Origin of the sequence: Halomonas salsilacus (genome assembly GCF_051216275.1) — a bacterium.
In the GTDB taxonomy this organism is placed as follows: Bacteria; Pseudomonadota; Gammaproteobacteria; order Pseudomonadales; family Halomonadaceae; genus Halomonas.
This window is the reverse complement of record NZ_JBPKAQ010000001.1, coordinates 373713-385960: the sequence shown is the minus strand read 5'-3', so window position 1 is coordinate 385960 and position 12248 is coordinate 373713. Positions and strand designations below refer to the sequence as shown.

Annotated in this window: 12 protein-coding genes; 2 read left to right on the top strand and 10 right to left on the bottom strand. The window is 67.4% G+C overall.

Annotated features, from left to right (window positions below; genetic code table 11):
• Positions 1-35: 35 nt before the first annotated feature.
• The 10 genes from ACR80S_RS01770 to puuE form a co-directional block, all read right to left on the bottom strand.
• The gene (locus ACR80S_RS01770; RefSeq protein WP_435402396.1) at positions 36-578 is read right to left on the bottom strand and encodes a DUF192 domain-containing protein; all 543 of its coding nucleotides are present in this window, start codon (positions 576-578) and stop codon (positions 36-38) included.
• Positions 575-1717: an ABC transporter ATP-binding protein gene (locus ACR80S_RS01765; RefSeq protein ID WP_435400468.1), complete on the bottom strand. Its 1143-nt coding sequence runs from the start codon at positions 1715-1717 to the stop codon at positions 575-577. Before ACR80S_RS01765 ends, ACR80S_RS01770 begins: the two co-directional genes overlap by 4 nt.
• Positions 1710-2378: a molybdate ABC transporter permease subunit gene (modB, locus tag ACR80S_RS01760; protein ID WP_435400469.1), complete on the bottom strand. Its 669-nt coding sequence runs from the start codon at positions 2376-2378 to the stop codon at positions 1710-1712. The genes ACR80S_RS01765 and modB overlap by 8 nt, the downstream gene beginning before the upstream one ends.
• On the bottom strand, positions 2378-3184 hold the full coding sequence (gene modA, locus ACR80S_RS01755; protein ID WP_435400470.1) for a molybdate ABC transporter substrate-binding protein: 807 nt from the start codon (positions 3182-3184) through the stop codon (positions 2378-2380). Before modA ends, modB begins: the two co-directional genes overlap by 1 nt.
• Before the next feature lie 353 nt (positions 3185-3537).
• Positions 3538-4785: an amino acid deaminase gene (locus ACR80S_RS01750; protein ID WP_435400471.1), complete on the bottom strand. Its 1248-nt coding sequence runs from the start codon at positions 4783-4785 to the stop codon at positions 3538-3540.
• Positions 4786-4795: 10 nt separating this feature from the next.
• Positions 4796-6280 (bottom strand): pyruvate kinase, encoded by a 1485-nt coding sequence (gene pyk, locus ACR80S_RS01745; protein WP_435402395.1) that lies wholly within the window; start codon positions 6278-6280, stop codon positions 4796-4798.
• Positions 6281-6409: 129 nt separating this feature from the next.
• Positions 6410-7204 (bottom strand): hydroxypyruvate isomerase, encoded by a 795-nt coding sequence (hyi, locus tag ACR80S_RS01740; protein WP_435402394.1) that lies wholly within the window; start codon positions 7202-7204, stop codon positions 6410-6412.
• A 70-nt stretch (positions 7205-7274) separates the two neighbouring features.
• On the bottom strand, positions 7275-7760 hold the full coding sequence (locus ACR80S_RS01735; protein WP_435400474.1) for an ureidoglycolate lyase: 486 nt from the start codon (positions 7758-7760) through the stop codon (positions 7275-7277).
• Between the two features lie 10 nt (positions 7761-7770).
• Positions 7771-8604 (bottom strand): bifunctional allantoicase/(S)-ureidoglycine aminohydrolase, encoded by an 834-nt coding sequence (locus ACR80S_RS01730; protein ID WP_435400475.1) that lies wholly within the window; start codon positions 8602-8604, stop codon positions 7771-7773.
• Positions 8601-9554: an allantoinase PuuE gene (gene puuE, locus ACR80S_RS01725; RefSeq protein WP_435402393.1), complete on the bottom strand. Its 954-nt coding sequence runs from the start codon at positions 9552-9554 to the stop codon at positions 8601-8603. The genes ACR80S_RS01730 and puuE overlap by 4 nt, the downstream gene beginning before the upstream one ends.
• A 339-nt stretch (positions 9555-9893) precedes the next feature.
• Here puuE and ACR80S_RS01720 point away from each other — a divergent pair, with 339 nt between their 5' ends.
• Together ACR80S_RS01720 and ACR80S_RS01715 are read left to right on the top strand one after the other, a co-directional pair.
• Positions 9894-10640 (top strand): aspartate/glutamate racemase family protein, encoded by a 747-nt coding sequence (locus ACR80S_RS01720; RefSeq protein ID WP_435402392.1) that lies wholly within the window; start codon positions 9894-9896, stop codon positions 10638-10640.
• Positions 10641-10801: 161 nt separating this feature from the next.
• The gene (locus tag ACR80S_RS01715) at positions 10802-12178 is read left to right on the top strand and encodes an NCS1 family transporter (protein ID WP_435402391.1); all 1377 of its coding nucleotides are present in this window, start codon (positions 10802-10804) and stop codon (positions 12176-12178) included.
• Positions 12179-12248 lie beyond the last annotated feature (70 nt).

Here is a 12248-nt window from a genome sequence, read left to right as displayed (position 1 = left end):
GAAGCGCAGCGTTGAATCCTAGCCCGGCCATTGCCTTATTGGTCGGATGCTGTGGCCTCCTCATCAGCCATCGGCTCGGGCACACAGTCGCCAGCACTGCCGGGCCAGCTGACGCAATCCCCCTCGAAGATGCCCAGCTCCTCGAAGAGCCCGGCGTTGACCTCCAGCGCCGCCCGATAGGGCACGCCAGGGTAGGTCACGGGGCACTCGGCGGGGTTGGCCGAGCCGCAGGGCAGCATGGTGTAGATGGCGGCGATGCGCTCATCCTCGCCGATGAAGGCGATGTCCAGAGGGATGCGGGTGCGATACATCCAGAAGCCGTTGCGGGGCGACTGAGTGTCCCGGTAGAGGAACAGCATGCCGGCATCCTCGTCGAGGTGGTCGCGCTCCATCAGGCCGCGGCTGCGCTCGGGGATGGTGCTCGCCACTTCCACCTGAAACCGCTGCGCCCCCTGGATGGCATGCACCACCAGCAGCAGCCTGTCCGGGCCATCGGGCCCTCTCTCCTCGGCCGCCACCCCGGTCGGGCCACTCAACAGCAGCGCCAGGCCGCCGATCCACTGCCACGCAGGCATCATCTCATCGTCCTCGTCTCGTCCGGCAGGTCCTGCGCCGGGATCACGTGAATTCCCGCCGCCAGCAGCGAGACCTGTACGGGTTCACCCCGGGCCAGGCCGTTGCGACGCGCCGCGTGGGTCGCGATCTCGAAGCCCAGGGTACGCTCAGTATGGTCGAAGGCCAGCGTGACCGAGGTCATCCCACCCAGCACCACCAGCGTCTCGACCCGGGCCCGGACCGGATTCTCGCGCTCGCCCTGGGAGGGCCTGCCGCGGCGATGCAGCACCACATCGGAGGGCGGCAGGTACCAGCTCACCCGCACGCCGACCGGCAGCGCCTGCAGCCCTTCGGATACCTCAAGCCGCCAGGGCCCCCAGGCCAGGCGACGCTCGCCGCCTTCCTCCACCACCTCGCCCTCGAAGAGGTTATGGCGGTCCAGCACACGGGCCACCTCCGGCGAGGCCGGGCGGCGGAACAGCGCCTCCGGCGGCCCCGCCTGCAGGCTGCGCCCCCCGTGGAGCACGCAGAGCCGGTCGGCCAGGGCCGCGGCCTCGTCCAGGTCGTGGGTCACCAGCACGATGGGGATGCGGATCTGCTCGCGCAGCATGGCCAGCTCGCGCTGCAGGCGCCGTCGGGTGACCTGATCCACCGCCGAGAAGGGCTCGTCGAGCAGCAGCACCCGCGGCTGACGGGCCAGCGCACGGGCCAGCGCCACCCGCTGGCGCTGGCCGCCGGAGAGCTCGACGGGGTGGCGCTCAGCCAACCCCTCGAGGCGCACCCGGGCGATCCAGGCCATGGCCTGCCCGCGGCGCTCCCGGGGCGGCAGGTGGTCCAGGGCCACCATGACATTACCCAGGACGGTGAGGTGGGGAAAGAGCGCGTAGTCCTGGAACACCAGACCGACACGGCGGCGCTGGGGCGGCAGGAAGAGCCTATCCCCCGCGTCGAACCAGGCCTCGCCACCACAGGTGATGCGCCCGGCCGCGGGGCGGTAGAGGCCGGCGATGGCGCGCAACAGGGTGGTCTTGCCGCTGCCGGAGGGCCCTACCAGCGCCAGCAACTCGCCGGCCTCGCAGTGAAAATTGGCGTCCAGGGGAATGGGGCCCGGCTGGTGCAGGCTCACCGACAGCGGTGCAGGTGAGTCGAGGATCTCAGGCACGCCGCCACCTCCGCCGGCCCGCCAGGCCGTAGACCACCCCGATGGTGAGGAAGGAGATCAGCAGCAGCATCGCCGACATGATGCCCGCCCCCGCCTCGTCGAAGGCCTGTACCCGGTCGTAGATGGCGATGGCCAGGGTGCGGGTCTCGCCGTCGATGGCGCCACCCACCATGAGGATCACGCCAAACTCGCCCAGGGTATGGGCGAAGGTGAGCGCCAAGGCTGATATGATCCCCGGCCATACCAGCGGCAGTTCGATGCGCAGGAAGGTCTGCCACGGCGAGAGTCCGCTGCACCAGGCCGCCTCGCGCAGGTTGGCCGGCACCGTCTCGAAGGCGCGCTGGATCGGCTGTACCGCGAAAGGCAGGTTGGCCACCAGCGAGGCAAGCAGGATACCGCTGAAGGTGAAGTTGAGCCCCGAGCCGAAGAGGCGCTGCCAGAGGCTGCCGACGGGTGCCTCAACGCCGAAGGACTGCATCAGATAGAAACCCAGCACCGTGGGCGGCATCACCAGCGGCAGTGCAACCAGCGCCTCACATAGCGGCTTGCCGCGAAAGCGGGTGGTGGCCAGGGTGCGCCCCAGCCACAGCCCCACCGGTAGCAGCAGTAGACAGGTAAAGGCGGCCAGGCGCAGCGAGACCGAGAGGGCCGTCCAGTCCATCAGGGCGTGGTGTCTCCCTCATCAGGCAGGCGGAAGCCGTACTGGGCCAGGATCTCGCGGGCCTCCTTCTCCTGCAGCCAGGCGTAGAAGGACCGCGCGGTCTCGCCGGCCCCCTGCACCAGCGCCATGCGCTGCACCAGCGGCGCGTGCCAGGCCTCGGGAATCAGCACATGCTCGCTGCGCTCGGCGAGCTGAGGCGCCAGCGCCAGGGACCAGGCCACCAGGCCGCCGCGGGCGTCGCTTGATAGCGCGAACTGGGCGGCCTGGGAGACGTTCTCGCCAAGCACGCGCAGCGGCGTGGTCTCGTCCCACAGGCCGGCATGCTCCAGCGCCTGCCGGGCGGCCACGCCGTAGGGAGCGTGCTCCGGGTTGGCCAGGGCGATGCGCGGACGCCCCTGCCCCGCCTCGTGGGCTTTGATCGCCTCGCGCGCCCCGGCCATGGGCTCGTCGTCGCTCGGCAGGTCGTCGCGACCTGGGCGCTGCAGCCATACCAGCCGGCCGATGGCGTAGACCACGCCCTCGTCTTCGGTGCGCCCCTCCTCGTGGAGCGCCAGCACGTACTCCTCGTCGGCGGAGAGGTAGAGCTCGAAGGGCGCGCCCTGGCCGATCTGGCGGCGGAAATTCCCCGAGGAGCCGAAATTCAGGCGCAGCTCGCGGCCGGTCTCGTCGCGAAAGCGCTCGGCGGCCTCGCTGAGCGCGAACTGCAGGTCCGAGGCCGCCGCCACCGTGGGCACATCGGCCTTGATCAGGGCGGCGGGAAAGAGCAGCGCCAGGCCGAGCAGCCAGGCCGCGCATCGTGAACGCATGGGAGTCTCCGGAAAAATCGGGATGCACGCATTGTCGGCCAGGGTCGTAACCGCGACAAGGCATGCCCGCCAACGCGCAGGGCCGGACTGACGAGAATCAAGGAGGCCAGTGAGGGCCACTTGCAGAGGGCGATGACGAGGGAGGTGCGCAGGATCAGGTCGGTGAGGATGGCGCCGAGCACCCGATTGGGCAATGGGCGGCGGCCTCCACGTCGTCCTTCCAGGCCCCACCCATTCGACGCCCCCGTGTTACCTGGAAGCACCTTGGCACGATTCCCGGTGGCTGACCACACACCAGGACCATCCTGTATACATGCTCAGTAACAGGTGCGTAGTCAGAAACAAGTGCGCAGTCAGAAACAGGTGGCGATGACTTCCCGAACCTCCAGGCGCTCGTCGACCCGCAGCAGGGTCCGCCACTTGTCGAAGGTCAGGCAGGGATGGGAAACCCCGAAGGCGATAATATCGCCGACACGCACATCGCCTACGCCCACGTTCACAACGCCTGGCGCATCGGGCAGGCGCACGAAGGCGTGCTGGTCCATCAGCTTGACCACCTCCCAGCCTGCCACCTCGAGCGCTCCAGCCGGATCGCCGCCCTCGCGGTAGCGACGCAGCGGCATCGGCAGGCGGTCGCCGCCCACGTCCCGCCGGCCCATGGCAACGATGGCCAGATCCGGCTCGGGCAGCGACTGCACCTGAGCGAATACCTCCAGCGCCGGCTCGAGGCCTCGCTCCAGTTCGGGCCGGCGCCCCATCACGCCTCGCTGGGCGTCATGGTAGAGGCCGTGGTCATGGACCACGTAGCAGCCGGGACGCAGCACCGGCACGAAGCGGGGCCCGAGCCTCGCCGCCTGGAAGACCTCGGCGATCAGGTCGTACCAGGCCGAGCCCGAAGCGGTGATGATCGGCTCGGCCGCCTCGATCAGGCCGTCGTGGTCCAGTGCCCGGGCGGCTTCCACCAGCCGCCAGGCATAGGCGCTCACCTCGGCCTCGGGCCTGGCTCCCGGGACCACGCCCTCGTACCCCTCGAGCCCGGCCAGCACCAGGGCCGGCTCGGCATCGATCCGTTCGCCCAGGGCCATCACCTGGTCATGGTGGCGGCAGCCGCAGCGTCCCCCGGGGATACCCAGTTCGATCAGCACCTTCAGGCGCAGCCCACGGGCGGCGAAGTAGCGACCGAGCTGGCGGACGTTCTCGGCGCCGTCGACCACGCCGGTGATGTCGGCCCCCGCCTCGATCAGCCCGGCGATGATCGCCATGTTGGCTTCGCCCACCAGCTGGTTGGCCAGCAGCAGCCGAATGACGCCATGGACGAAGGCCGAGCGGCACTGGGGCGCGGTGGCCAGGGTGATGCCCCAGGCACCGGCGTCGAGCTGGCGCTGGAACAGCGCCGGGGCCATGGTGGTCTTGCCATGGGGCGCCAGGTGCGCACCACGCACCTCGGCGAAGCGCTGCATCCAGGCCAGATTATGGGCCAGGGGCGCCTCATGGATCACAGCGGCCGGCAGGCTCACCCCGCAGAGCAGTTCCCGGCCAGACTCCATGCTCCCCTTGCTGCCACCGGGCGTGGGGTCGAACGCCGGCATCGTGTCCCGCATGGGCGCCTCCTCAGCTCCCGTGACTTCCGTTCACGTCGAGGATCTTCATGGTGTTGGTGCCGCCATGGGCGTTCATGTGGTCGCCGCGGGTCAGGATCACATGGTCGCCTGGCGCGGCAATGCCCTGCGTCACCAGCAGCGCCAGCGCCCGGTCGTTGAGCTCGGTGGGGGCCATGTCGCGGGTGTCAAAGGGCAGCGAGACCACCCCGCGGTAAAGCGCCATGCGCCGCTGGGCCAGCGGGTTGTGGGCCAGGCCGACGATGGGCAGCCCGGAGCGGATCCGCGAGGCGATCAGCGGCGTATAGCCGGAGGCGGTCATGCAGGCGATGGCCGCCACGCCGGAGAGGTGGTTGGCGGCATACATGGCGGAAAGCGCGATGGTCTCGTCGATCCGCGAGAAGCCCTCATGGATGCGGTGTCCGGACTCCTGGGCGCTCTTCTCGCGCTCGGCGCCCAGGCAGACCCGGTCCATGGCCTCGATGGTTTCCACCGGAAAGTCGCCGGCGGCGGTCTCGGCGGAGAGCATCACCGCATCGGTGCCGTCGAGCACCGCGTTGGCCACGTCGAACACCTCGGCCCGGGTGGGCAAGGGCGAGTCGATCATAGACTCCATCATCTGGGTGGCGGTGATCACCGCGCGATTGAGCGTGCGGGCGCGCTTGATGATGCGCTTCTGCATGCCGATCAACTGGGCGTCGCCGATCTCCACGCCGAGATCGCCGCGGGCCACCATCACCGCCTCGCTGGCCTCGATGATGCCGTCCAGGGTGGCCTCATCGGCCACCGCCTCGGCGCGCTCGAGCTTGGCCACCAGGCCGATCTCGGCACCGGCCTCGCCGAGCAGCGCGCGGGCTTCGCGCATGTCGGCGGCGCTGCGCGGAAACGACACCGCCAGATAGTCCACGCCAATCTCGACCGCGGTGGCGAGATCCGCCCGGTCCTTGTCGGTGAGCGCCGGCGCCGAGAGGCCGCCGCCCTGCTTGTTGATGCCCTTGTTGTTGGAGAGCTTGCCGCCCACCGCCACGCGGGTGTGGATCTCGCGGCCGCGGACGGTGGTGACGTCGAGCACCACTCGGCCGTCGTCGAGCAGCAGGCGGTCGCCCTTGGCCACGTCGTCGATCAGCTGCTGGTAGTCGCAGCCGACCCGCGTCGCGTCGCCGGCGTCGCCGTCGAGTGCCATGTCGAGCACGAAGGGCGCGCCCTCGACCAGCGCGACGGCACCCTCACTAAAGCGGGCGATGCGGATCTTGGGCCCCTGCAGGTCGCCCAGGGCGGCGACGCTTCTGCCCAGGCGGTCGGCGATCTCGCGCACGCGCACCAGGCGCTGGCGATGATCGTCGGCCCTGCCGTGGGAGAAGTTGAGGCGGACCACGTCGACGCCGGCCGCGATCATGGCCTCCAGCACGCCCTCGCGGTCGCTGGCCGGGCCCAAGGTGGCGACGATCTTGGTGCGGCGGATGGGGTCATGGATGGGGGCGTGGGGGGGGAGCGTCATGGTGTCCTCGGCAAGACCAGAATGGCACAGAAATCGTTATCGGCGGCACCGCATAGCGGCACATGAGAATGAGTATACGCCTCCCGGCATGACAGGTAATTGATAGCGCCACAACGCAGCGCGACCCCCTCAGGTGCTCCCCGTTCTATTATCGGCCTCCCTCAGCCAGCCCAGGCCGGCTTCGGTGCCGGCGGCCGGCCAGTATTCGGCGCTGACCCAGCCCCGGTACCCCAGCCGGTCCAGGTGGGCGAACAGGAAGGGGTAGTAGATCTCGCCGCTGCCCGGCTCGTGGCGGCCCGGGGTATCGGCGATCTGCACGTGGGCGATGCGGCCCAGGTGCCTCTCGATCGTCGGCGCCAGGTCCCCCTCCATGATCTGCATATGGTAGATGTCGTACTGCAGCTTGAGGTTGTCGCTTCCCACCTCGTCGAAGAGCGCCAGCGCCTGCTCGGTGCAGTTGAGGAAGAAGCCAGGGATATCGCGGGTGTTGATCGGCTCGGCCAGCAGCCGGACGCCGGCGGCCTCGAGCTTCCCGGCCGCAAAGCGCAGGTTCTCCACCAGGGGCTGCCGGGCCACCTCGTCGCTTGCGCCTTGCGGCTTGATGCCGGCCAGGCAGTTGACCTGGGCACAGCTCAGGGCGGTGGCAAACTCGATGGCGCGCTCGACGCCGTCGCGAAACTCCTCGACGCGATCCGGGTGGCAGGCGATGCCGCGCTCACCGGCAGCCCAGTCCCCGGCCGGCAGGTTGAAGAGCACCTGGGTGAGACCATTCTCTTCCAGCCGGGCCTTCAGAGTTTCAGCCGGGTAGTCGTAGGGGAAGAGGTACTCCACCCCTGTGAAACCGGCCCGGGCGGCGGCCGCGAAGCGGTCGAGGAACTCCACCTCGGTAAACAGCATGCTGAGATTGGCGGCAAACTGGGGCATATCGATCTCCTTGACATCGTTTCACGCCAACATACCCGATCCCAGCCGCGGCTGTCCGGGGCGGTACGGCTCAGAGGGAGACGCGCAACGCCAGCGGATGCTCGTCGCAGTTGTTCCCCGCCCCGCCCCGGTCCACCACCAGGAACTCCCCCTCCCGCTCCAGCACCGACTGGATGGCATGCCAGGTGCCGGCACGGTAGTTGACCCCCTGACGGCCGTCGTTGACGAAGGCGCGCACCTCGCTCGGGTCAATGGTCTCGCCCGGCGGAGCCACAACAATCACGAAGCGCTCCTCATGCAGCGGAATAAAGGCCTGGCTGCCCAGCGGGTGGCGCTCCAGGAAGTCGAGCTCCAGGGGCAGCGTCACCGGCTGGCTGACGAAGATGCTGATCAGCGTATGTGCCTGCTCGCCCAGGGTCACGACCCTGGCCAGGTCATGGTGGCGCCGCGTGCGACCGGCGTTGATGGGGAACCAGTCTGACGTTCGCGCATCGATCACCTCGCCGAAGGGGGCGAAGGCCTCGGGCGTCAACGGCTCGGCTTTCAGTTCCAGCATGTTGGCCTCCTCAGCGGCTACCCATGCGCAGCGCCGCGTGGCGGTTGACGTCCTTGTAGAGCAGGTAGCGGAAGGGCCCCGGGCCACCGGCGTAGCAGGCCTGGGGGCAGAAGGCGCGCAGCCACATGAAGTCGCCGGCCTCCACCTCCACCCAGTCCTGATTGAGGTGGTAGACCGCCTTGCCCTCCAGCACGTAGAGGCCGTGCTCCATGACGTGGGTCTCGTCGAAGGGGATCACCGCACCGGGCTGGAAGGTGACGATATTGACATGCATGTCGTGGCGCACGTCGTTCGGATCCACGAAACGGGTGGTGGCCCAGCGCCCCTCGGTGCCCGGCATCTCGTTGGGCGCGATATCGTTCTCGTTGGTGACGAAGGCTTCAGGCTCCTCGATGCCCTCGACCCGCTCATAGGCCTTGCGCACCCAGTGGAAGCGTACCGGGGTGTCGGATTCGTTCTTCACCTGCCAGTCGCTGCCCGGCGGAAGAAAGGCGTAGCCGCCGGGCACCAAGCGGTGACGCCCGCCAGAGAGCGTCAGGGTCAGCACCCCCTCCACCACGAAGAGCACGCCCTCGGCCTCGGGGTCGAGCTCGGGGCGCTGGCTGCCGCCGCCCGGCGAGACCTCCATGAGGTACTGGGAGAAGGTCTCGGCGAAGCCGGAGAGCGGGCGCGCCAGCACCCACAGCCGGGTCCCCTCCCAGAATGGAAGGTTGCTGGTGACGATGTCGCCGAAGACGCCCTTGGGAATCACCGCATAGGCCTCGGTGAAGACGGCGCGGTCCGAGAGCAGCTGAGACTGGGGCGGATGGCCCCCGGTGGGGGCGTAGTAGGTGCGTTTATTCACGGTCTTGATCCTCGGGCTCTCGGTGCCGGGTGGTGTTCGGCCCAGTGTCGGGCGATATCCACGCGGCGCGCCACCCACACCCGGTCGTGGGCCTCGATATGGTCGAGGAAGCGCTGCAGAGCGCGGAAGCGGCCCGGGCGGCCCAGCAGGCGGCAGTGCATGCCGATGGAGAGCATCTTCGGTGACTCCTCGCCCTCCGCGTAGAGCACGTCGAAGGCGTCCCGCAGGTAGGTGAAGAAGTGGTCCGCGGTGTTGAAGCCCTGGGGGGCGGCGAAGCGCATGTCGTTGCTATCCAGGGTGTAGGGCACGATCAGATGCTCATGCTCGACGCCCTGGCTGTCGGAGGCGCGGGTCCAGAACGGCAGGTCGTCCCCGTAGTAGTCGCTGTCATAGAGAAAGCCCCCCTCGTCCAGCACCAGCCGGCGGGTGTTGGGGCTGTCGCGGCCGGTGTACCAGCCCAGCGGCTTCTCGCCATAGAGTCGCTGAAAGATCGCCATGGCTCGCTGCACGTGCTCGCGCTCGACCTTCTCGGGCACCTCCTGATAGTGGATCCACCGATAGCCGTGGCAGGCGACCTCATGGCCCAGTTCCTTGAAGGCATGGGCCGCCTCGGGGTAGCGCTCCAGGGCCATGGCCACGCCGAACACGGTGAGCGGCAGGCCGCGGCGCTCGAACTCGCGAAGGATCCGCCACACGCCCGCCCGGGAGCCGTACTCGTAGATCGACTCCATGCTCAGGTGGCGATCCGGAAAGGCGGGGGCACCGATGATCTCGGAGAGAAACTGCTCGGAGCCGGCGTCGCCGTGCAGCACGCAGTTCTCGCCGCCCTCCTCATAGTTGAGCACAAACTGGACGGCGATCCTCGCCTTGCCCGGCCAGTTGGCGTGGGGCGGGTTTCGGCCGTAGCCGATCAGGTCACGGGGATAGTCCGGAAAGAAGGGAGGCGTCAAGTCAGGGCTTCCTGTTTGTGATGGTCGGCGCAGCAAAAGTGCGGTCGCGCGCTTGTGTATACAAAGAAAAGATAGAGTGAGGCCAAAATTATCGCAACCATCGAGGCCAGGAAAACCTGTATACATTTCATACTTGAATTTGTGATCACCGAGCCGGTGAGAGCGCGCCTCGACCAAAGTATCACTTCTTAAACTTTCGAAAAATCACCCTTGGCCAAGCATAAGATGCTTTAGAACAGCTAGTTGCCGGGGAAACAGCGGCATATGACAAAGCCTTGCTCAATATTCAAAACAAAACTATTTTGTGTACAAAGAAAATGGCAACGATCAGGAGCCAACATGCATATCCGCGTCATCAACCCCAACACCACCGTTGGCATGACCGCCACTATCGGCGATGCGGCGCGCCGCATCGCGGCACCGGGCACTCGGATCACTGCCCTCGAGCCCTCCAACGGCCCGGTCTCCATCGAGAGCCACTTCGACGAGGCGATCAGCGCCGTCGGCGTGCTGGACGAGGTGCTCGCCGGCGAGCATGAGCAGGTGGACGCTTACGTAATCGCCTGCTTCGGCGACCCGGGTCTGCTGGCCGCCCGCGAGCTGACCCGGGCACCGGTGATTGGTATCGCCGAGGCGGCCTTCCATATGGCGACACTGATCAGCACCCGCTTTTCCATCGTCACCACTCTCGGACGCACCGGCATCATCGCCGAACACCTGCTGGAGCAGTATGGCTTCCGCCACCACTGCCGCCGGGTGCGCGCCGCGGAGATCCCGGTACTCGACCTGGAAGCGGACGCCGATGCCGCCCTCGCTCGCATCACCGAGGAGTGCAAGCGGGCCCGCGACGAGGACGGTATCGGCGCCATCGTGCTGGGCTGCGGCGGGATGGCCGACCTGACCGACACCATCAGCCTGGAGTTGGGCCTGCCGGTAGTAGAGGGCGTCACCGCCGCCGTGAAGCTGGCCGAGGCGCTGGTGGGCCTAGGTCTTGGTACAAGCAAGTACGGTGACCTGGCGTTCCCACGGCCCAAATCCATGACCGGCCAGTTCGAGCGCTTTTCCCATGTCACGCCGGAGCGCTGACCGCCCCAGACTCACTACGCAGCGAACGCCGATACAAGAAGACCGACACCAGAAGACCGACACAACAACAACCGCTCCTAGGAACACCGCGCCGCAAGCCATCCCGGCAAATGCCGGTACAAACCCAAGATCAACAAGTAGCGACTTGCGAGGACCTCGACATGACAACTCCCTCTTCACAGGCCACCACCGCCCAGGTGGCCTCCGCGCCCCCCGAGGCCATCAGCGGCCACAAGGCCCCCGGCCAGGAGTCGCTGGCACCGCAGCAGACTCGCATCATGGGTCGCCCCTCCTACTTCCTGGCCTGGTTCGGCGGCTGCGTGTCGATCGGCACCTTCGCCATGGGCTCTAGCGTGGTGGGCACGCTGAACCTGATCCAGGCGACGCTGGCGATCGCCATTGGCTGCTTCGTGATCGGCATCGCCCTGGCCATCAATGGCGCCGCCGGCTACAAGTACGGCATCCCCTTCATGGTCCAGGCGCGCAGCGCCTTCGGCTTCGCTGGGACCCGCATCCCGGGACTGGTACGCGCCGTACCGGCCATCGTCTGGTACGGCTTCCAGAGCTGGATCGGTGCCGGGGCCCTGAACATGGTCTCGGCCACGCTGTTCGGCTTCGACAACCTGATCTTCTACTTCATCACCTTCCAGTTCCTGCAGATCGGCCTGTCGGTGATGGGCTTCCAGGGCATCAAGTGGCTGGAGAATATCGGCAGCGTCTTTATCCTCGCCTCGCTGAGCTACATGTTCTACGCCACGGTAGAGCGCTATGGCGATGAGCTCTCGGCCAACCTGCTGACCATGGAGGGCTCCTGGGGCATGCCGTTCTGGGGCGCCACCATGCTGTTCCTGGGTATTTACAGCACTATGATGCTCAACGTCAGCGACTACTCCCGCGAGCACAAGCACGGCACCGGCCCGGGCATCCTAACCACCATCTATGCCATGTCGATCCTGCCCTGCACCCTCTTCATGGGTCTAATCGGCTACATGGTTTCCGAGGCCACCGGCACCGCGGATCCGATCCAGGTTTTCGCCAACGCCGTGAACAACACGCCGCTGCTGATGACCACTCTGCTGTTCATCGCCTTCGCCCAGGTCACCACAAACGTGCTCAACAACGTGGTGCCGCCGACCTATGTGCTGATGGACGTGTTCAAGCTGAAGTTTCCGGTGGCCACCGTGATCGTCGGGCTGCTGGCTTTCGCCACCTTCCCCTGGAAGCTGGTCCAGCCGGATTCCGCCGCCGGCCTGCAGCTCTTCGTACAGACCTACTCCGCCTTCCTCGGCCCGATCTTCGCCATCTTGGTGGTGGACTACTACATCATCCGTCGCCGCACCCTGGATCTCGGCAAGCTGTATGATGAGGCCGGCCCCTACCAGGGCATGAACTACGCGGCCCTGGTGGCCACCGTGGTAGGTATCGCCGCCGCCCTCAGCTTTTCCGCGGTCTCCTGGTACGCCAGCCTGATCCCGGCCGGTGTCACCTACTACCTGCTGATGCAGCACTGGACCCCCTGCCAGCGCTTCCGTCAGTAACCCGAGCCACGTAGTCCCCAACGCCAGCGCCCCGAACTGAAGTCCGGGGCTCTGGCGTTTACATTGGCAG

Excerpts from the sequence above, each read along its gene's own strand:
- ACR80S_RS01720 (WP_435402392.1), top strand. The coding sequence starts at position 9,894 with ATGCATATCCGCGTCATCAACCCCAACACCACCGTTGGCATGACCGCC.
- modA (WP_435400470.1), bottom strand. The coding sequence starts at position 3,184 with ATGCGTTCACGATGCGCGGCCTGGCTGCTCGGCCTGGCGCTGCTCTTT.
- hyi (WP_435402394.1), bottom strand. The coding sequence starts at position 7,204 with ATGCCCCAGTTTGCCGCCAATCTCAGCATGCTGTTTACCGAGGTGGAG.
- modB (WP_435400469.1), bottom strand. The coding sequence starts at position 2,378 with ATGGACTGGACGGCCCTCTCGGTCTCGCTGCGCCTGGCCGCCTTTACC.
- pyk (WP_435402395.1), bottom strand. The coding sequence starts at position 6,280 with ATGACGCTCCCCCCCCACGCCCCCATCCATGACCCCATCCGCCGCACC.
- ACR80S_RS01770 (WP_435402396.1), bottom strand. The coding sequence starts at position 578 with ATGATGCCTGCGTGGCAGTGGATCGGCGGCCTGGCGCTGCTGTTGAGT.
- ACR80S_RS01735 (WP_435400474.1), bottom strand. The coding sequence starts at position 7,760 with ATGCTGGAACTGAAAGCCGAGCCGTTGACGCCCGAGGCCTTCGCCCCC.
- ACR80S_RS01715 (WP_435402391.1), top strand. The coding sequence starts at position 10,802 with ATGACAACTCCCTCTTCACAGGCCACCACCGCCCAGGTGGCCTCCGCG.
- ACR80S_RS01750 (WP_435400471.1), bottom strand. The coding sequence starts at position 4,785 with ATGCGGGACACGATGCCGGCGTTCGACCCCACGCCCGGTGGCAGCAAG.